This window comes from Gordonia sp. SL306 (assembly GCF_026625785.1).
GTDB lineage: Bacteria > Actinomycetota > Actinomycetes > Mycobacteriales > Mycobacteriaceae > Gordonia.
In genome coordinates this window covers 1368611-1387888 of sequence record NZ_CP113063.1, presented here as the reverse complement: position 1 = coordinate 1387888, position 19278 = coordinate 1368611, and the positions used below count along the sequence as shown (strand labels likewise).

General features: G+C 66.9%; 18 protein-coding genes. 15 read left to right on the top strand and 3 right to left on the bottom strand.

The window, feature by feature from the left end; all coding sequences use genetic code 11:
* Positions 1 to 25: 25 nt before the first annotated feature.
* Entirely contained in the window at positions 26 to 1630 is a 1605-nt protein-coding gene (locus OVA31_RS06230; RefSeq protein ID WP_267630234.1) for an AMP-binding protein, read from the top strand.
* A gap of 167 nt (positions 1631 to 1797) precedes the next feature.
* On the opposite strand, the gene OVA31_RS06225 is transcribed toward OVA31_RS06230, so the two are convergent.
* Complete coding sequence (locus tag OVA31_RS06225) at positions 1798 to 3231, bottom strand: APC family permease (RefSeq protein ID WP_267630233.1); 1434 nt, start codon at positions 3229 to 3231, stop codon at positions 1798 to 1800.
* A 116-nt stretch (positions 3232 to 3347) separates the two neighbouring features.
* Between OVA31_RS06225 and OVA31_RS06220 the strand changes: the two genes are divergently transcribed.
* The 4 genes from OVA31_RS06220 to OVA31_RS06205 all read left to right on the top strand — a co-directional run bounded on the left by OVA31_RS06220 (position 3348) and on the right by OVA31_RS06205 (position 6741).
* The gene (locus OVA31_RS06220) at positions 3348 to 4094 is read left to right on the top strand and encodes a phosphoglyceromutase (RefSeq protein ID WP_267630232.1); all 747 of its coding nucleotides are present in this window, start codon (positions 3348 to 3350) and stop codon (positions 4092 to 4094) included.
* A gap of 64 nt (positions 4095 to 4158) precedes the next feature.
* Positions 4159 to 4491 (top strand): GNAT family N-acetyltransferase, encoded by a 333-nt coding sequence (locus OVA31_RS06215; RefSeq protein WP_267630231.1) that lies wholly within the window; start codon positions 4159 to 4161, stop codon positions 4489 to 4491.
* A 151-nt stretch (positions 4492 to 4642) separates the two neighbouring features.
* The gene (locus OVA31_RS06210; protein ID WP_267630230.1) at positions 4643 to 6058 is read left to right on the top strand and encodes a sensor histidine kinase; all 1416 of its coding nucleotides are present in this window, start codon (positions 4643 to 4645) and stop codon (positions 6056 to 6058) included.
* Positions 6055 to 6741: a response regulator transcription factor gene (locus OVA31_RS06205; protein WP_164310878.1), complete on the top strand. Its 687-nt coding sequence runs from the start codon at positions 6055 to 6057 to the stop codon at positions 6739 to 6741. Before OVA31_RS06210 ends, OVA31_RS06205 begins: the two co-directional genes overlap by 4 nt.
* Positions 6742 to 6951: 210 nt before the next feature.
* On the opposite strand, the gene OVA31_RS06200 is transcribed toward OVA31_RS06205, so the two are convergent.
* Positions 6952 to 7779: a hypothetical protein gene (locus OVA31_RS06200; RefSeq protein WP_267631424.1), complete on the bottom strand. Its 828-nt coding sequence runs from the start codon at positions 7777 to 7779 to the stop codon at positions 6952 to 6954.
* Between the two features lie 145 nt (positions 7780 to 7924).
* Between OVA31_RS06200 and OVA31_RS06195 the strand changes: the two genes are divergently transcribed.
* The 10 genes from OVA31_RS06195 to OVA31_RS06150 all read left to right on the top strand — a co-directional run bounded on the left by OVA31_RS06195 (position 7925) and on the right by OVA31_RS06150 (position 17913).
* Positions 7925 to 8917 carry a Ppx/GppA phosphatase family protein gene (locus OVA31_RS06195; protein WP_267630229.1) on the top strand — a complete coding sequence of 331 codons (993 nt, stop codon included), beginning with the start codon at positions 7925 to 7927 and terminating at the stop codon, positions 8915 to 8917.
* 99 nt (positions 8918 to 9016) lie between these two features.
* On the top strand, positions 9017 to 10585 hold the full coding sequence (locus OVA31_RS06190) for a hypothetical protein (protein ID WP_267630228.1): 1569 nt from the start codon (positions 9017 to 9019) through the stop codon (positions 10583 to 10585).
* Positions 10586 to 10593: 8 nt separating this feature from the next.
* Entirely contained in the window at positions 10594 to 11517 is a 924-nt protein-coding gene (locus OVA31_RS06185) for a sugar phosphate isomerase/epimerase family protein (protein ID WP_267630227.1), read from the top strand.
* Between the two features lie 44 nt (positions 11518 to 11561).
* Positions 11562 to 12419 (top strand): thioesterase family protein, encoded by an 858-nt coding sequence (locus tag OVA31_RS06180; protein ID WP_267630226.1) that lies wholly within the window; start codon positions 11562 to 11564, stop codon positions 12417 to 12419.
* Positions 12420 to 12505: 86 nt separating this feature from the next.
* On the top strand, positions 12506 to 13375 hold the full coding sequence (gene proC, locus OVA31_RS06175; protein WP_267630225.1) for a pyrroline-5-carboxylate reductase: 870 nt from the start codon (positions 12506 to 12508) through the stop codon (positions 13373 to 13375).
* Between the two features lie 189 nt (positions 13376 to 13564).
* Positions 13565 to 13798 (top strand): helix-turn-helix domain-containing protein, encoded by a 234-nt coding sequence (locus OVA31_RS06170; protein ID WP_161061838.1) that lies wholly within the window; start codon positions 13565 to 13567, stop codon positions 13796 to 13798.
* A 244-nt stretch (positions 13799 to 14042) separates the two neighbouring features.
* Positions 14043 to 14144 (top strand): 30S ribosomal protein bS22, encoded by a 102-nt coding sequence (locus OVA31_RS06165; protein WP_003402602.1) that lies wholly within the window; start codon positions 14043 to 14045, stop codon positions 14142 to 14144.
* A gap of 126 nt (positions 14145 to 14270) precedes the next feature.
* On the top strand, positions 14271 to 15326 hold the full coding sequence (locus tag OVA31_RS06160) for an NAD-dependent epimerase/dehydratase family protein (RefSeq protein WP_267630224.1): 1056 nt from the start codon (positions 14271 to 14273) through the stop codon (positions 15324 to 15326).
* 166 nt (positions 15327 to 15492) lie between these two features.
* Positions 15493 to 16695 carry a lysophospholipid acyltransferase family protein gene (locus tag OVA31_RS06155; RefSeq protein ID WP_267630223.1) on the top strand — a complete coding sequence of 401 codons (1203 nt, stop codon included), beginning with the start codon at positions 15493 to 15495 and terminating at the stop codon, positions 16693 to 16695.
* 54 nt (positions 16696 to 16749) lie between these two features.
* Positions 16750 to 17913 (top strand): zinc-binding dehydrogenase, encoded by a 1164-nt coding sequence (locus tag OVA31_RS06150; RefSeq protein ID WP_267630222.1) that lies wholly within the window; start codon positions 16750 to 16752, stop codon positions 17911 to 17913.
* An 87-nt stretch (positions 17914 to 18000) separates the two neighbouring features.
* On the opposite strand, the gene OVA31_RS06145 is transcribed toward OVA31_RS06150, so the two are convergent.
* Positions 18001 to 19191, bottom strand: coding sequence for an HAD family hydrolase (locus tag OVA31_RS06145; RefSeq protein ID WP_420714146.1), 1191 nt, complete (start codon positions 19189 to 19191; stop codon positions 18001 to 18003).
* Positions 19192 to 19278 lie beyond the last annotated feature (87 nt).

Sequence of the window (19278 nt, the reverse complement as noted above, 5' to 3'; positions counted from 1 at the left end):
CCCGAAAATCACCAACGGAGGTGTCATGAGCTTCAAGAGTCCCTATCCCGACGTCGAGATCCCCAACGTGAGTGTCTACGACTTCTTGTTCGGGTCGATCGCCGACGAGGATCTCGACCGGGTGGCACTGGTCGACCCGAAGTCGGGCGACGAGACCACCTATCGCCGGTTGATCGGCCAGATCGATGCGGCGGCAGGCGCCCTGGCGGCGCGCGGGATCGGGGTCGGAGACGTGGTCGGTGTGCTGTCGCCGAACATCCCGGCCTTCGCGACGATCTTCCACGGCATCCTGCGGGCCGGCGGCACGGCGACGACGATCAACGCGCTGTTCACCGCGACGGAGATCGCCAAGCAGTTGAAGAATGCGAACGCGACGATGCTCATCACCATCTCGCCGATGCTGGAGCAGGCGGCCGCGGCCGCCAAGGAGGTCGGCATCTCCGACGAGAACCTGATCGTTCTCGACGGCGACGGGCAGGAGAGCTCGGGTCATCCGAACGCGGTCGATCTGCTCGGGCCGAATCTGCCGGCACCGGACATCACGATCGACCCGGCAACCCACGTCGCGGCTCTGCCCTACAGTTCGGGAACCACGGGCAATCCGAAGGGTGTCGCGCTCAGCCACCGCAACCTGGTGGCCAACGTCGCGCAGATCAAGCCGCTGCAGGGCCTGGCGCACGACGACGTGGTGATCGCGGTCCTGCCGTTCTTCCACATCTACGGGATGACGGTGCTGCTCAACGCCGCGCTGTACAACCGTGGACGTCTGGTGATCATGCCGCGCTTCGACCTCGTCGAGTTCCTCGAGAACATCCAGAACCACAAGGTGACCAAGGCCTTCATCGCGCCGCCGGTCGCGGTCGCGTTGGCGAAACATCCGATCATCGACCAGTACGACCTGTCGTCGTTGGGCGTCATGATGTCGGGCGCCGCGCCCCTCGACGACGAGCTCGGCAAGGCGGTCGCGAAGCGGCTGGACCTGCACATGCTGCAGGGCTACGGCATGAGCGAGTTGTCGCCGGTCAGTCATCTGATCCCGATCGACACCAAGTCCGCGCTGGGCTACGACGAGCCGCCGCTCTCGTCGACCGGCTGGGCGATCCCCAACACCGAGAACAAGATCGTCGACCCGGCCACCGGCGACGAGATCGACCTGCCGGCCGAAGGACTCTCGGAACCCGGGGAACTCTGGGTGAAGGGTCCGAACGTCATGCTCGGTTACCTCAACAACGAGCAGGCGACCGCCGACACCATCGACGCCGACGGTTATCTGCACACCGGCGACATGGCCCAGGTCGACCCGACCGGCTGCGTCTACATCGTCGACCGGCTCAAGGAGCTCATCAAGTACAAGGGCTACCAGGTCCCACCGGCCGAACTCGAGGCGCTGTTGCTGACACACCCCGAGATCGCCGACACCGCGGTCATCGGCGTCAACGACGACGACGGCGAGGAGATCCCGAAGGCCTTCGTCGTCAAGCAGCCGGGTGCCGAGCTGAGCGAGACCGATGTCATCGAGTTCGTCGCGGCAAAGGTCGCGCCGCACAAGAAGGTCCGGGCCGTCGAGTTCATCGACGCGATCCCGAAGTCCGCATCGGGCAAGATCCTGCGCAAGGATCTGCGCCGCTGATCGGGTGGCCCTCACCTCACCCGCTGATCGAGTAGCCCACACCCCGCTGATCGAGTAGCCTCCGAGCGGAGCGAGGCGGCGTATCGAGATCACCTGCAGCACAAGTGGTCTCGATACGCCGCTCCTTCGTCCCGGCTACTCGACCGGCGGTTGGTGGATGGCTCCCGTCAGTTCACGTCCTCGAGGTGCCCCTCGGGGACCTGCTGTCGTCTGTGGTGCCAGTAGGTCAGGACCCACAGGATGACGCCGAGCAGGAGCAGCCACCCGGCGATGACGTATTGCTCCGAGTCGCGCCCGGTCACCGGCAGGGTGAGATAGCCGCAGGTGATCGCACCGAGCACCGCGAGCGGTGTCCAGGTGCGGAAATGTTTGTGCTGCACCGGCTTGCGCCGGAGAACCAGTACCGAGATGTTCACCACGGTGAACACAGCGAGCAGGAGCAGTGCGGTGGTGCCGCCCAGGAGGCCGACCACCGAACTCTCCGGGTCGGCGCTCACGTACACGAGCAGGCAGAGGGCGATGACCGTGGTGAAGATGATGGCCGCCACGGGAGTCCGTCGACCGGGGTGCACGTAGGAGAGGAACGCAGGTAGCACGCCCTGCTTCGACATGCCGTACAGCAGGCGGCTGGCCATCATCATGTTGATGAGCGCCGTGTTGGCCACGGCGAACATCGAGATCCACGGCAGGAGATCGCCGATGGGGAAGTCGGGCGCAGCGGACTGCACCACGTCGACGAGCGGCGTCTCGCTCTCGGCGAGCACACCGACCGGCACGATCGCCACCGCGCAGATGGAGATCAGCACATAGACGACCGCGGTGATCGCCAGACCGCTGAGCATCACCTTCGGGAAGATGCGCACTGGTTCCTTGCACTCCTCGGCCATGTTCACCGAGTCCTCGAATCCGACGAGGGCGAAGAACGCCAGTGAGGTGGCGGCCGTGATCGCGACGAAGACGTTCTTCTCGTCCGGTGTCTCGAAGGCGACCACCGCATCCCAGTGTTCGGCGTTGCCGCCGACGATGAACCAGTAGCCGATGAAGATCACCATCAGCAGGCCGGACAGTTCGACGAGCGTCAGCACCACGTTGGTGCCCACTCCCTCGGCGACACCGCGGAAGTTGATGAACATGACGACGAGCAGGAATGCGATCGCGAAGAACAGCAGGGCCGGACTGGTGGCATCGGGTTTGTCGCCGCCGCTGAACGCGGTGAGCATATTGACGGCGAACGCCCGAGACGCCGTCGTGGCCGACGTGATGCCCGAGCACATCACCGTGAACAACACGATGAAGGTGATGAAGTGGACGCCGAATGCCTTGTGCACGTACAGGGCGGCGCCCGCTGCCTGGGGGTATTTGGTCACCAGTTCGAGGTACGAGAACGCCGTGAGGGTGGCCACGGCGAAGGCGATCAGGAACGGCACCCAGGCCGCGCCGCCGACCTCGCCTGCCACCTGACCGGTGAGGGCGTAGACGCCGGTTCCCAGGATGTCGCCGATGATGAAGAGCAGCAGGAGCTTCCATCCGAGCACACGTCTGAGTTCGGGCTGTTTGGACTCTCCGGCACCGGCCGCGCCGGTTTCCGCGCTGACGGTCATGTAGAGAAGCTAGACCCGTTTTGCCCGAATTGCGCGCTATTGATCGTTCTGAGGCCGGTTCGTCGCCGTTCGGGAGCAGACGGGTGGCCTTGTGGTGATTATGCGAAACTCTTCCCATGAGCAACGGCACCTTGATTCTGATGCGGCATGGCGAGAGCGAGTGGAACGCGTCGAACCAGTTCACCGGCTGGGTCGATGTGGCGCTCACCGAGAAAGGCGAGGCCGAGGCGGTCCGTGCCGGTGAGTTGCTCGTCGAGCACGACGTCCTGCCCGACATCCTCTACACGTCGCTGTTGCGCCGGGCGATCCAGACCGCGCAGATCGCCCTCGACAAGTCGGATCGGCACTGGATCCCGGTCAAGCGCGACTGGCGTCTCAACGAACGCCACTATGGCGCGCTGCAGGGCCTGAACAAGGCGGACACCCTCGAGAAATACGGCCAGGAACAGTTCATGCTGTGGCGTCGCAGCTACGACACCCCGCCGCCGCCCATCGAGCGTGACGCGCAGTACAGCCAATCCGACGATCCGCGCTATGGCGATCTCGCCGAGGTGCCGCTGACCGAATGTCTCAAGGACGTCGTCGCACGCATGATCCCGTACTTCACCGAGACCATCGCGACCGACATCAAGGCAGGCAAGACGGTGCTCGTCGCCGCCCACGGCAACTCCCTGCGCGCATTGGTGAAGTACCTCGACGACATCTCCGATGCCGACATCGCCGGCCTCAACATCCCGACCGGCAACCCGTTGCGCTACGACCTCGACGAGAACCTGAAGCCCCTCAATCCCGGCGGGACCTACCTGGACCCGGAAGCGGCCGCAGCGGGCGCCGCAGCCGTTGCGGCCCAAGGGCAGAAGTAGCTCGGGCCAGCTGTAACAAAATCGTCATGGTGCCGATGCTGTGACCCGCGCTACATTGGATGCCATGGCGAATGTCGGGACCCTACGCATCACCCATTCCCCTGCTCAGGAGCGGTACGAAGCGATCTTGACTCCGGATCCGGCGGCCGAGGCAAGCGACGACGAGGAGATGGTCGGCTATCTCGACTATGTCTCGGAGCCGTATCAGGTGGTGTTGACCCATACCGTCGTCCGCGAGCAGTTCAGCGGTCATGGCTATGCGGGACAACTCGTTCGGTACGTGCTCGACGACATCCGCGCAACCGGCAAGCAGGTGATGCCGGTCTGCTCGTATGTGCAGCGCTTCATCTCGCAACATCCCGAGTATGCAGACATGGCGGTTCCCGTACCGCAGTGATCGGCGGCCGAGACGTCTGCGGGCTGCGCGATCGCCCGGCATAGCAACGCCCGAGCGACGGTGGGACGGAATGGTCGAACACCGGGTGAACAGCCGCGGAACAATGGCCAGGAATGTGCAGTGGGCGTTTGTTGCGCCGTAAGCTGCAATTGTGACCGTTGCATTGTTGGTCGCGGCTTTCGCGCTCGCGCTGGTCTGCGGAGTGCTCGTCGGACTCGGCTGGCGCGGGCGGAGCTCAAGCGCCGGCCGTGCGTGGAGACCGTTCTCCGCACCCAGGACGAGTTCGCCGCAGGCGACCTCGGCCCAGGTGGCGACCTCATTGCTCGAATCGCGGATGCATGCAGCGCACGCACCGCGCGAGGTGGACGAGGCGGCCGAGCTGCGCGACACCGACGTCGACGTGACCACCGGCGACGGGCGGATGACCAAGGCCGGACTGCTGAGTCTCATCGTGCGAAACAGCGAGAGCGCGGTCGCGGTGGTGGATCAGTTCCGCGACGTCGTCCTCTACAACCATCAGGCCGTGGAGCTCGGCGTCGTCCGTGAACGCCTGCTCGCCGATGCCGTGTGGGATGCCGCCAAAGAGGTTCTCGACACCGAGGTGGAGGCGCGTTTCGAGTTCACCCCGACCCAGTCGTCGCTCGGCTTCATCTCCACCGGCCGCACCACTGCGCGCAACGTGGAGTCGGTGCGCTGCCTCGTGCGGCTCGTCGCGCACGACGCCGAGCGCTACGCCGTGGTCTACGGCGTCGACGACACCGAGCATTCGCGGGTGGAGGCGACTCGTCGCGACTTCGTCGCCAACGTCTCACACGAGTTGAAGACCCCGGTCGGGGCGATCGGCCTGCTCGCCGAGGCCCTCCTCGAATCCTCCGACGACCCGGAGTCGGTCGAACACTTCGGCCGTCGTGTGCTCGTCGAATCCGACCGCATGGGCAACATGGTCAGCGAACTCATCGCCCTCTCGCGGTTGCAGGGTGGCGAGACGTCGGAGTTCGCCCCGGTCGACGTCGACGAGCTGGTCTCCGAGGCGATCGACAGCGCGACGACCAGTGCCGAAGCGGTCTCGATCACCTTGCGCGCAGACGAGCCGTCGGGACTCACCGTTCGCGGCGATCGCAGACTCCTGCTGACCGCCCTGTCCAATCTCGTGGTCAACGCCATCGTGTATTCGCCCGCCCACACCACCGTCTCGATCAGCCGTCGCATCACCACCACGGACGGGCGCCCGATGGTCGCCCTGGCGGTGACCGATCGCGGTATCGGCATCGCGCCCGACGACCAGGAACGCGTCTTCGAGAGATTCTTCCGGGTGGACAAGGCCCGTTCGCGCCGCACCGGCGGTACCGGCCTCGGTCTGGCCATCGTCAAGCACGTCGCCGCCAATCACGGAGGCAACATCGGCTTGTGGAGCAAGCCCGGCACCGGCTCCACGTTCACCCTCAGCATCCCGCAGGATCTGACCCCCGGGTTTCCCGACGACGATCTGGTCCTGCCCGCACACCTCGATCCGGCGTCGAACGCCGGATCGGATCACCCGAGTCGACCGAAGGAATTGCATAGGTGACGCACGTATTGATCGTCGAGGACGAGGAATCGTTGGCCGACCCGTTGGCCTTCCTGCTCCGCAAAGAGGGATTCGAGGCCAGCGTGGTCACCGATGGGGCTCAGGCGCTCACCGCGTTCGACCGCGTCAGCCCGGACATCGTTCTCCTCGACGTGATGCTGCCCGGCATGTCGGGCACCGAGATCTGCAAGTCACTGCGGGCACGGTCCGGTGTGCCGGTGATCATGGTGACCGCCCGTGACAGTGAGATCGACAAGGTCGTCGGACTCGAACTCGGCGCCGACGACTACGTCACCAAGCCGTACTCGGCACGTGAGCTGATCGCGCGTATCCGTGCGGTTCTGCGTCGCGGCGGAGACGCGGGCGAGGAGGATCTGGCCATCGGCGTGCTGGAGGAAGGCCCGGTGCGGATGGACGTGGAGCGCCACACGGTCGCGGTCAACGGCCAGTCGACCACGTTGCCGCTGAAGGAGTTCGACCTCCTCGAGTACCTGTTGCGCAACGCCGGACGAGTGCTCACTCGCGGTCAGTTGATCGACCGGGTCTGGGGCGCCGACTACGTCGGCGACACCAAGACCCTCGACGTCCACGTCAAGCGCCTGCGGTCCAAGATCGAACCCGATCCGGGCACTCCGAAACATCTCGTCACGGTTCGCGGCCTCGGCTACAAGTTCGAGCCGTAGCCCGCCACGCGGCCGGTGACCACGGCCGAACTCGCCGGGCGGAGGCCTCGGCAACCTCGCCGATCGTGCACAGAATCTCGCCCACCGTGCACAGAATCTCGCCCACCGTGCGCACGACGTCGTCGTGTCCGCACGCTCGGCGGGAAAGTGCGCACGCTCGGCGAAATTCTGCGCACGCTCGGCGGGGGAGGGCTCGGCCTCGAGGGGCGGTCAGTCCTCGAGGAGCTCGTATTTGATGTCGGTCTCCCGGCGGGTCGTCGCGGCGGCGGTGGCCGGGTGAATCGCGATCAGGCCCAATCCGTTTCGACGCCGGCATGCGGCGGCCAGCTCCTCGTAGGCCCGTCGGCCGATCAGCTCGGTGAGCTCCGGGCCGTAGGACTCCCAGACCTGGGTGGCGCCGACATGCGCGTCCGGCGATCCGGAGCAATACCACTGGAGGTCGTGTCCGCCCTCGCCCCAGCCGCGTCGGTCGAACTCGGTGATGGTGGTCTGGAGGATCTCGGTGCCGTCGGGGCGTTCCACCCAGGTCTCCTCGCGACGCATCGGGAGTTGCCAGCACACTTCGGGCTTCACGGTGAGCGGTTCGAGTCCCCGGCGCAGCGCCATCGAGTGCAATGCGCACCCGGCCCCGCCCTCGAAGCCGGGCCGATTCAGGAAGATGCAGGCGCCCTTGTACTTTCGAGTCTTGAGCGCGGGTTCGTCGTCGAGGTCGCCCTCTTCGAGATAACCGCGGGGGCCGAGCGGGTCCTTACCGGAGCCCTTCTTGTGGAACTGCCAGTCGTCGGCGGTCAGCATGGCCATGCCCTCGGCCAGTTTCTGACGGTCGTCCTCGTCGGACAGGTAGGCGCCGTGACTGCAGCAGCCGTCGTGTTCACGGCCCTCGATGATGCCCTGGCACGCAGGGGTCCCGAACACGCATGTCCAGTTGGAGAGCAACCACGTCAGGTCCGCTCGGATGACGTGTTCGGAATTGTCGGGATCGATGAATTCGTACCATTCACGCGGGAAGTCGAGATCCACCTCGGGCGCCGGTTTCATGCGCGTCGATGCTTCGGTGCGGGCCATGGTGTCCACGGTAACCGCCGGCGGCGTCTTCGCATGTCGAGCGGGGACGTGCCGCGCCGGGGACCGCGGCAAGGGTCTCCGGTGTGCCGTGGTCGACGACGCAGTAGGGTTTGAGGACGTGCGTCTAGGAGTGCTCGACGTGGGCAGCAACACGGTTCATCTGCTGGTGGTCGACGCCCACCGCGGTGGCCATCCCACTCCGATGAGTTCCACCAAATCCGTGCTGCGCCTCGCCGAGCAGATCGACGACCGCGGCCGCCTGTCCGATCGCGCGGCAGCCAAGCTCATCGAGTCGGTGGACGAGTTCACCCACATCGCATCGACGTCGGGTTGCGAGCAGATCATGGCCTTCGCGACGTCGGCGGTACGCGACGCGAGCAACAGCGACGAGGTGCTCGCCGAGGTCGCACGCAAGACCGGCGTGCAGGTCACCGTGCTCTCCGGTCCCGACGAGGCGCGACTGACGTCACTGGCGGTGCGGCGCTGGTACGGCTGGAGCGCAGGCCGCATCCTCGCGCTCGACATCGGCGGCGGATCGCTGGAGATGTCCAACGGGGTGGACGAGGAACCCGAGGTGGCGCTGTCGGTGCCACTCGGTGCCGGCCGGCTCACGCGGGAGTGGCTGCCCGGCGACCCGCCGGACCGCCGCCGGGTGTCGGTGTTGCGGGATTGGCTCGACGCGGAGCTGCGGCCTGCGGCGAAAGAACTCATCGACCCGGGCAAACCCGATCTCGCGGTCGGCACGTCGAAGACCTTCCGGAGTCTGGCGCGGCTGACCGGTGCGGCGCCGTCGAGCGCAGGCCCCCGCATGAAACGACAGCTGACGTCGAGCGGGTTGCGTCAACTGATCTCGTTCATCTCGCGGATGACTCGTGACGATCGCGCCGAACTCGAGGGCGTGAGCGCAGATCGCGCAGGTCAGCTGGTCGCAGGCGCTCTTGTGGCGGAGGCGGCCATGCGGGCGCTGTCAGTCGATACACTTGAGATCTGTCCGTGGGCGCTGCGCGAGGGGGTCATCCTGCGTCGGCTCGACTCGGAGCCGGCGGAATCGGCAGAGTCCATCGGAGACGGAGCCGTGGGAACCAGGGGAGTGGACCGCGGCGTTGGATGACCGGTGTGCCCGATCCGCAGGCGCGGAGGACATCGGACACACAATTGACGATGTCCCGCGAGGGGGCGGGTTGATCTCGAGGACGGAGAGCGCACTCTGATGGCGAACGAACCGGATGCACCGGACTCACGGCCGATCTCCGTGTCGGAGTTGCTGGCACGCAGTCGCGAGGAGGGCGGTGCCGCCACCGGCGGGGCCCGCGAGGGCCGCGGCAGGCGCCGCGTCGGCCGCGAAGGTTCGGTGTCGGTGTCGGAACTGACCGGTGAGATCCCGCGCGTCCGGTCGGCCGACCCGCCCGATGCCGGCCCCACCGAGCCGGAGACCGGCGGCAATCGCCGGTCGGCTCCGGAAACGCCCACGCCGGAGGAGCGCCGCGACGATGCGAGCGCCTTCCCACGGTCGGCGAATCCGGTCGCACGTCGCTATGCGGATGACCGCCCGGTCGCAGACCGGGCGCCGTCCCCGTTCCCATCTCAGAAGCCCGGTCCGGACGGGCCGCCGCCGTCGAACCGGCCGTCCGGTCCCACCGCGAGCGGGATGCCCGGATATGCCTCGCCCTCCACCCGTGACTTCAGCGCCTCATCGGTGACCGGTCGACTCGCGCCCCAGACCGGCGCCAACCGGCCGGGCCCGGCACCTCGGGGCCGTCCGTCGGCTGCAGATTCGGAGAACGCGAACGCAGTGACCGGAATCATCCCCGTGGTGGAGGATGACGACGACCTGGTGGTCGTGGAGCCCGACGACATCGACGGCTACGACCTGGCCTCCCCGTCCGGGACACCCGAGGCCGTCGAGGAACAGTCCGAACCGGCCGACGACTTCGAGGCCTATCGTGCGTTCGCCGACATCGACGAGGAGCCCGAGCCCCCGAAGCGGCGCTTCGGCTGGCTCAAGAACAAACAGAACGCCGACCGGTCCAGCCGTCCCGCTGCGGCGCGTGCGCGCGAGCAGGTGGTGGCCGACGAACCCGACGTCGACGAACCCGACCAGGTCGCGGACACCGACCGGGAGCCCGACCTCGACGATCTGTCGGTGGGCGGTACCGCCGCGTTCGCCGCACCGACCGTCGCAGAGTCGTCGGACCCCGCCGAGGCGCGGACCGAATACATCGGTGACCTCGCCGACGGCCCGGACTTCGACACGGCCCACATCGACACGGCCCACTTCGACGCCGAACCCACCGACGTCGTACACACCGAGACCGACTCGGCCGAGACCGACGGCCCGGCCCCCGACGATCTCAGCACCCGTGCAGGCCGTCGTCGGGCCGCTGCGATCGAAACCGCTCGCGCCGAGGCTCTCGACCCCGTCGCGACGACCAGCGATCGCGACGTCGCGCCGGCGGCCACGCCTGCGATCGCCGACGACGAGCACACCGACGACAAGCGTGACACCGACGGGAGCAAGCACTCGCCGACGGTGGCGTGGCTTGTTGTCATCGGACAGTCGATCGCCGGCCTCGCGATCGGCATCGGACTGTTCTGGGGCTTCACCGAGCTGTGGAAATGGAACGTCTACTTCGCGCTGGTGCTGGCCGTGCTGGTGATCTTCGGCATCGTCACCTTCGCGCACCTCGTGCGGCGGACGAAAGATCTCACGACCACACTTCTCGCGCTGGGCGTCGGGCTGATCGTGACGATCGGCCCACTGGTGTTGTTGGCCACCTGAGTCCCACCGTGACAGACGCCGTGCCATCGCCGACACGACCCGAGACGCGCGACATCCCCATCGGGTTGTCGACGGCGTCGGTCTATCCGCAGAACACCGAGGCGGCATTCGCCTACGCCGCGGAACTCGGATTCGACGGCGTGGAGCTGATGGTGTGGGGCGAGGCGGTGAGCCAGGACATCCGGCACGTCGAATACCTGTCCGAGCGCTACCAGGTGCCCGTCCTGTCGATCCACGCACCGTGTCTGCTGATCTCCCAGCGCGTCTGGGGTCGTGACCCACTGGTCAAACTGGCGCGGTCGGTGCAGGCCGCCGAGGACCTCGGCGCCCAGACCGTGGTGGTGCATCCGCCCTTTCGCTGGCAGCGGGCCTACGTCGAAGCCTTCGACGATCTCGTCGCGGAACTCGAGGAGGACAGCGGTATCGCGATCGCCGTGGAGAACATGTTCCCGATGCGCGCCGACCGCCTGTTCGGAGCGGGTGAGCGTTCGGCGAAACGTCTCGCGGGTCGCGGTGGCGGTCCCGGGCTCGCGGCGTCGGCGTTCGGCAAGTCGATCGACCCGACCGACGACGGCTACGCCAACTACACCCTGGACCTCTCCCATACGGCGACCGCGGGCGTGGACGCGCTGGCCATGTTCGAGCGGATGGGATCGCGCCTCAATCACCTGCATCTCGCCGACGGCGACGGCGCGGCCACCGACGAACACCTGCTCCCCGGCGACGGCAATCAACCGTGTGCAGAGGTCTGCCGACTTCTCGCGGAGAGCGACTTCGACGGCGCCGTTGTGCTCGAGGTCACCACCAGCTCCGCCCGCAACAAACCCGAACGCAGTGCACTGTTGGCACATTCGCTAGATTTTGCGCGGCAGCATCTCCGACGGACGCTGCCCTCGGACGGCCCCGAACGGGTCCGGACCGACCACGTGTGAACGCGCCGGTCGAGTCCGCCCGACATGAACCAGAGAGCGGATCGATGACTCAGAAGCTGGCCGACGTGTTGGCCCTCACCGAGGTGGGCAGGTCGGGCGACGACCGGATCACCTACCGCGCGGTGATGGACCCCGTGTTCACCATCGGACCGAAGGTGCACGGCGGCAGTCTGCAGATGGTCGTCGCGCATGCGGCCCGGCAGGCGCTGACCGACCTCTCCCCGCAGGGGGCCTCGGACGACGACGCGGAGGCGACGAAGATCCCGGTCGCCATCAGCAGTGACTACCTCGCCGCGCCCGACGCCGCGGCGATCGACCTCGAGGTGCTGGTGCGCAAGCGCGGCCGGACGGTCACCGTGATGACCGTCGACGCCATGCAGGGCGGTCGGACGATGGTGTCGTCGTCGGTCACCTGTGCGCGCCCCGACACCGGCGTGCCCCATCACACGGCTCAGACAGTGCTCGACGGAACGTCCGTCGAGCCACCGCCCAGCGGTATCGCACTCGACGATTCGCCGATCGCCGAGGTGAACCACCTCGGGCCCGCGCTGGATTTCGTGCTCGACCCCGAGACCTTCCCGATCGCGCGTGGCGAGACCGGTGAGCCCGTGGTGCGCGGATGGGTCCGCCCGAAGGGCGGGGAGCCGGACACGAACTTCGCCGTGCTCGTCTGCGACATCTCGCCACCGGTGGTGATGAATCTGGCCTTGTTCGGCTGGGCTCCCACCGTCCAATTGACCACCTACATCCGCCGTCATCCGGCACCCGGTTGGCTTCGGTTCGCGGCGACGAGTACGGAGGTGGGACCCGGGATGTTCGAGGAGGACCATCTCGTGGTGGACTCGACCGGGACGGTCGTCGCGCAGTCGCGACAGCTCGCGCTCATCCCGCAGCGCTCATAGCATCGGGCTCGGACCACCGGGCGGCACTCGGCTCGCGGTATCCACCGCGACCCGCTCACACATCAGACTTCAGGAAGGCATCACTCGTGACCGAACGCATCGCCATCGTGGGCGGCGGCAAGATCGGAGAGGCACTGCTGGCCGGCTTGATCCAGTCCGGCAAGCAGACCAAGAACCTCGTCGTCGCCGAGAGGATGTCGAGTCGGGCCAAGGAGATCGCCGACGAGTACGGCGTCCTCGTCACCGATGTGGCCTCGGCCGCCGAGGGCGCGCACTATGTGTTCCTGGCGATCAAGCCGGACGATGTCGACTCGGTGCTCCGGCAGCTGGCGAACACCGACGACAGCGCCGACTCCGAGCGTGTCACGGTGACCCTGGTGGCCGGCATCCCGATCTCCCGGTACGAGAACGCACTGCAGGCCGGTACCCCGGTGATCCGAGTGATGCCCAACACGCCGATGCTGGTCAACGAGGCGATGTCGGCGGTGTCGCCGGGACGTTATGTCGGCGACGAACAGCTCGCCGCGGTCGTGGGGCTCCTCGAATCGGTCGGCAAGGTCACGGTGGTGCCCGAGAAGCAGATGGATGCGGTGACCGCGGTCTCCGGCTCCGGGCCCGCGTACGTCTTCCTGATGGCCGAGGCGATGATCGATGCCGGTGTGGCTCTCGGCCTGAGTCGGCCGCAGGCCACCGAGATGGCGGTGCAGACGATCAGGGGCGCCGGTCTGCTCCTCAGCGAATCGGGACTGTCGCCGGTCGATCTGCGCGCTGCGGTGACGTCGCCCGGCGGGACGACGGCGGCGGCGATCCGCGCGTTCGAGGCCAACGGCTTTCGACACGGTGTCTACGAGGCGACCCGGGCGTGCGCACAGGCGAGTGCGAAGGCCGGACATCGACCCGACATTGAGGGTTTTTCGGGTGCGAACGGGCGTCGGACGGATCCCGACACCCCCTGAATTTGTGGTCGATGGCCTGCGAAACCCCAGGATGTAGGGGTTGACGCAAAATTTGCCGCAACATTCACACAACTCACGTCGCTTTTTTCACATCAGCCACGCTAAGCTCCTTTAAGCACGTGCGTGTCTGATGTCCGCCGGAGGGGAAGCCGGCGGCCGCGACGCGTGCACCGGAGGTATGAGTAATTCATGGCACCTGCAGAAAAGCCTGGTGACAGGACTGGCGCGGTGAGCAATGCGGCCTCGGGCTCGCAGTTTCTCACGGTCGCCGAGGTCGCATCGCTGATGCGAGTATCGAAGATGACGGTGTACCGGCTCGTGCACAGCGGCGAATTGCCTGCCGTGCGCGTCGGCCGCTCGTTCCGGGTGCACGCCAAGGCCGTGCACGACTACCTGGAGACCTCGTACTTCGACGTCGGCTAGTCGCCGGCCCCTCGGGCGCCGGACGGTCATCCGGTCCGAACGACATCTCCACTCCCTCGGCGGAGCGCGCTTGTCGGCGTGACTCGGCCGGGGGAGTTGTGGCATCTGACGACCTGATTTTCGCTTGACCACCGGGGACCGGTAATGTGGGACTTCGCGTGCTGATGCCTACGCGCTGCGCCACGCATGGCTGGGCACACCAGACTGTCAGAAATAGAAGCGTCAACCGTGAGGAAGCACCCCGATGGGTTCTGTGATCAAGAAGCGCCGCAAGCGCATGTCGAAGAAGAAGCACCGCAAATTGCTGCGGCGGACCCGGGTGCAGCGTCGTAAGCTCGGCAAATAGTCGTCGGCTCCACGACCGGCGACCTGCCGAGAAGAACCCGCTCATGGCGGGTTCTTCGTGTTTCTGCACCTCTGAGCTGATCGGCTGCGCGCAGCGGAGCGCGTGACGGCCCGCTAGCCTTGGGGCATGTCAGACGAGCGGGCCACCGCGACGCCGCGAACGGTGCTGGTCACCGGGGCGTCCACCTTCCTCGGCGGATACCTCGTGGCGCGGTTGGCGGCCAACCCCGATATCGAGCGGGTGCTCGCAGTCGACTCGAGACTGCCGCGCAAAGACCTGATGCGCCGTATGGGTCGCGCCGAGTTCCTGCGTCTCGACATCCGGCGGCCGGCGATCGCCAAGGCGATCGCGAGCTACGAGGTCGACACCGTGGTGCACGCGGCGACCTCCATCATGGAGACCGCGCCGCACTCGGCCGCGATCAAGGAGTTCAACGTCGTCGGCGCGATGCAGGTGTGCGCGGCCTGCCAGCGCAGTCCCTCGGTGAAGCGGCTGATCCTGCGCTCGACGGCGATGGTCTACGGCGCCAGTGCGCACGATCCGTCGCACTTCTCCGAGGAGACACCTGCCCGCCGTGAGCCGAAGCGCGGGTACGGTCGGGACCTCCTCGACATCGAGGGTTATGTCCGCGGGCTGGGGCGTCGGCGACAGGACATCGATGTCACCATCGTCCGGCCGCAGGCGATGCTGGGTCCACGGATCAACACGCGCATGGGCTCCTATCTCTCGTTGCCGATCGTGCCGACCGTGATCGGCTATCAACCGCGGCTGCAGTTCCTCCACGAGGAAGACGCGCTGGCGGCGATGGAGCACGTGACCCTCACCGGCAAGCCCGGAACCTTCAACGTCTCCGGGGAGGGAGTGGTGACGTTGACTCAGGCGATCCGGCGTATCGGCCACATCGAACTCCCGGTGCCGAGCAGTCTGCTCGCGCCGATCACCGGCGTGTTCCAAGACCTTAGGTCGGCTAAATTACGCTCCAGCCAGACCGAGTACCTCACCTACGGGCGCGTGCTCGACACCACCAGGATGCGCGCGGAACTCGGTTTCGCGCCGCGGTTTTCGACATTGGAGACCGTCGACGACTTCATCGAACGCGGCGGGTCGTCCGCCGTTGTCGCGCCCGACTCCTGGCGATCACTCGAACGACGGGTGGTCGATGCCGCGCACCAGCTCCAATGAGAATCGGCGTCGTGTCGGACTCGGCCGCGTGACTTCGCGCACACCTGTGCACGAACGAGACCTAGGCCTTAGACTTGGACACCAGACCCAGTCCGGTGAGCGCGTAGCATAATCGCTGAGACGCCATCGTGGCCGTCGGGGTTCGAACGCAACGTGGAACGTAGGGGTGAGACTCTTGGCAGGTGGCGCCAATGACGCACGTACTGCAAAGGTGATCCAGCTCTACGCGACGCCGGGCGATGGTGTCGAACCGCCACATTCGAGCCGTCGTGCCGCGCGCGAACAAGGCCGTGCGCGTCACCCGAGTCAGCAGCCCGCCGGAGCCCGGCCGTCCGCGAAAACTATGACGGTGCAACAAAATTCCGGACAAGGCACACAACCCGGACATCCCAACACCGATGGCTTCGGGCTGCCGCCCGCGCGCGTGACGCCGATCAACGAGGACGTGCGGCTGCCCGCCGAGCCCCTTGTCGAGCACCTGGGTCCGTCGCGGTCGAGCCCGCTCTTCTCGCTCTCCGGTATCCGGGGTGCGGTCGCCGACTCGCTGACCGCGACCGCCGGGTTCATCCGGGAACGGATGACCGGTGAGTACGAGGTCGACGAGTTCGGCTTCGATCCGCACTTCACCGAGTCGGTGTGGTTCCCGGCGATCCGGCAGGTCTACGAGAAGTGGTTCCGTGTCGAGGTCACCGGGATCGAGAACCTGCCGACCGAGGGCGGGGCGCTCCTGGTGGCGAACCACGCGGGCACGCTCCCGATCGACGCGATCATGACGTCGCTGGCCGTGCGGGACAATCACCCGGCCGGACGTTATCTGCGAGTTCTGGCTGCCGACATGGCATTCGACACCCCCGGTGTCAGCGAGGTCGCCCGCCGAATCGGCGCCACCCTCGCCTGCAATCACGACGCCGACCGGCTGCTGCGGGCAGGCGAACTCACCGCGGTGTGGCCCGAGGGTTACAAGGGCATCGGGAAGTTGTACAAGGACCGCTACAAGCTGCAGCGGTTCGGGCGTGGTGGCTTCGTGACCACCGCCCTGCGCAACGCCGCTCCCATCGTCCCCGTCTCCATCGTGGGGTCCGAAGAAATCTATCCGATGCTCGCCGATCTCAAGCCGATCGCGAAAGTACTTGGTCTACCGTATTTTCCGGTCACCCCCACCTTCCCCTGGCTCGGTCCGCTCGGGGTGGTCCCGCTGCCGTCGAAATGGCACATCCACTTCGGTCGCCCGATCGACACCGGCTCCTACGGCGAGAGTTCCGCCGACGATCCGATGGTGGTCTTCGACCTGACCGATCACGTCCGTGAAGAAATCCAGCAGACCTTGTTCCGTATGCTCAGCCGTCGCGGTAGCGTCTACTTCGGCTGATCGAACCCGGCCGTCGCCGGAAGACAGCGAGGCGACGAAGGGTGGGGACCGAAGATGAAGGCTGTGGCATGCCGCGACGGTGAGTTGTCGGTGGTCGAGCTCCCGATACCGACACCGGGGCCGGGACAGGTACTGATCCGCGTCATCAGGGCGGGTATCTGTGGCTCCGACCTCCACGCGCGTACGCATTGCGACGCCAGCGCCGCCGTGGCCGATGAGGTCGGCTACGGCGGATTCATGCGGTCGACGGAATCAGTGGTCATGGGGCACGAGTTCACCGGTGACGTGGTCGCGTACGGGCCGGGGTGTCGAAAGCGTTGGGCGCCGGGGACATCGGTGGTTGCCCTGCCGATGATCAAGCACGGCGACGACGCGCACCTCACCGGCCTGTCGGTGCATGCGCCGGGCGCCTACGCCGACCTGCTGCTGGTGGCCGAGGACCTGACGATGCCGGTGCCCGACAACGTGACGGCGGATCTCGCCGCCCTCACCGAGCCGTTGGCGGTCGCGCACCACGCGGTCCGGCGCGGTGACGTCGGCAAGCGTGACGTCGCGGTGGTGATCGGTTGCGGACCGATCGGGCTCGCGGTGATCCTGATGCTGAAGGCGGCAGGAGTCCGATCGGTGGTGGCCAGTGACCTCTCGGCCGGTCGCCGGGCGCTCGCGCGACGCTGCGGGGCAGACGTCGTGGTCGACCCGACGGCCGAGTCACCGTGGGACGCGTGCACCGAGAAGCGCAAGTACCTGACCCGCGCGAGCGACCTGTTCGACACCGCGTTCGGCGCGATGCACGAACTGCAGCGAATCCCCGGTGTGCCGTGGTGGAAGGTGATGCGGCTCGCCGAACGCGTCGGTGCGACACCGCGGGGACCGGTGGTGTTCGAGTGTGTCGGCGTGCCCGGCATCATCGAGGACATCGTGTCCCATGCGCCGTTCCGGTCACGGGTCGTCGTGGTCGGCGTGTGCATGCAGCCCGACACCTTCCGGCCGGCCATGACGATCAACAAGGAGATCGATCTTCGCTTCGTCTTCGGTTACGACCCAGGCGAATTCCGCGATACCCTGCACATGATCGCAGACGCCGAGGTGGACCCGAGTCCGTTGATCACCGCAACCGTCGGACTCGGTGGGGTGCAGGCGGCGTTCGACGCGCTCGCCGGCGCCGAGCATCACGCAAAGGTGCTGATCGATCCGATGTCGGATGTCGCTACGCTGTAGCCCCCGCCGACAGCAACCCATCCCCCGCCGACAGCAACCCATTTCCCGCCGACGGCAACCGACTTCGCGCCGACAGCAATCCGGGCCTCAGTTCCGGGTCTGCCGCCAGAACCTCGTCGCGGTCGCCGCACCCGCGCCGGCCGCGCCGAGCACCAACGCCGTCGTCGCGCCGTACTTCGCCGCCTTGCGGGCGGTCCGGAAGTCGTACATCTCCCAACCGCGCACCTTGGCCACCTCGCGGAGGTCGGCGTCCGGGTTGATCGCCACCGCCGTCCCGACCAGGGACAGCATGGGCACATCGTTGTGCGAGTCCGAATATGCGGTGCAGCGCTTGAGGTTCAGACCCTCCCGGATCGCCAGCGCGCGCACCGCGTGCGCCTTGCCGGGACCGTGCAGGATGTCGCCGACGAGTCGACCGGTGAACACGCCGTCGACACTCTCGGCGACGGTACCGAGGGCGCCGGTCAGCCCCAGACGCTCGGCGATCGTCTGCGCGAGTTCCACCGGCGTTGCCGTCACCAGCCACACCTGCTGACCCGCGTCCAGATGACGTTGTGCCAAAGCCCTTGTGCCGGGCCAGATCTTGTCGGCGATGTACTCGTCGTAGATCTCTTCGCCGAGCTGGATCAGCTCCGAGGTCTGGCGTCCGGCGATGAAGGAGAGCGCCTTCTCGCGACCTTCCGCGACATCGTCGGGATTCTCCTTGCCGGTGATCTGGAACTTCGCCTGCGTCCACGCGAAGTCGAGGATGTCACCGTAGGTGAAGTACTTGTGCGCGGCCAGGCCACGGGCGAAGTGGATGATCGACGCGCCCTGAACAAGAGTGTTGTCGACGTCGAAGAACGCAGCGGCGGTCAGATCACGCGGGGTCTCCGGGGGTTCCTCGTCCGACGGTGGCCGGGCGCGCAGCGTGTCGACGGCGACCCGGGCGCTCGCCTCACCGGCCAGGGCCTGACGTAGTTCGTGAGCCGTCTGTCGGAAGCGACCGCTGGTGGCGCGGGCACGTTCGGAGATCCAGGTGGCTACCCGTGAGGCGTCCTCGTCATCATCGACGGTGTCGTCGCCGCCCGAGTCGTCGAGTCCGTCGTCGCCGCCGGTTCCCGACGGATCGATGCTCTCGGCGTGAGTCTCCCAGTCCTCACCATCGAGCGCGGTCTCATCGAGGGCCGGGGTGGTGGCATCGGTGTTGTCGACCTCGGGCCCGCTCGCTTCGCTCCCGGCGCCGTGCCCAGGTGGCCCGCTCGCTTCGCTCCCGGCGCCGTCCGGAGCTTCGCCCACAGGTCAACCTCCCACGCCTTCGGTTCCGTCTCCGGATGTCCACAGTAGCCACGGTCCAGACTAGTCGGGCTCGATCGTGAGGGTGTC

Coding starts and splice junctions, on each gene's coding strand:
- OVA31_RS06165 (WP_003402602.1), top strand. CDS start 14,043: ATGGGTTCTGTGATCAAGAAGCGCCGCAAGCGCATGTCGAAGAAGAAG.
- OVA31_RS06215 (WP_267630231.1), top strand. CDS start 4,159: ATGGCGAATGTCGGGACCCTACGCATCACCCATTCCCCTGCTCAGGAG.
- OVA31_RS06180 (WP_267630226.1), top strand. CDS start 11,562: ATGACTCAGAAGCTGGCCGACGTGTTGGCCCTCACCGAGGTGGGCAGG.
- OVA31_RS06150 (WP_267630222.1), top strand. CDS start 16,750: ATGAAGGCTGTGGCATGCCGCGACGGTGAGTTGTCGGTGGTCGAGCTC.
- OVA31_RS06160 (WP_267630224.1), top strand. CDS start 14,271: ATGTCAGACGAGCGGGCCACCGCGACGCCGCGAACGGTGCTGGTCACC.
- OVA31_RS06230 (WP_267630234.1), top strand. CDS start 26: ATGAGCTTCAAGAGTCCCTATCCCGACGTCGAGATCCCCAACGTGAGT.
- OVA31_RS06225 (WP_267630233.1), bottom strand. CDS start 3,231: ATGACCGTCAGCGCGGAAACCGGCGCGGCCGGTGCCGGAGAGTCCAAA.
- OVA31_RS06170 (WP_161061838.1), top strand. CDS start 13,565: ATGGCACCTGCAGAAAAGCCTGGTGACAGGACTGGCGCGGTGAGCAAT.
- OVA31_RS06200 (WP_267631424.1), bottom strand. CDS start 7,779: ATGAAACCGGCGCCCGAGGTGGATCTCGACTTCCCGCGTGAATGGTAC.
- OVA31_RS06220 (WP_267630232.1), top strand. CDS start 3,348: ATGAGCAACGGCACCTTGATTCTGATGCGGCATGGCGAGAGCGAGTGG.
- OVA31_RS06190 (WP_267630228.1), top strand. CDS start 9,017: ATGGCGAACGAACCGGATGCACCGGACTCACGGCCGATCTCCGTGTCG.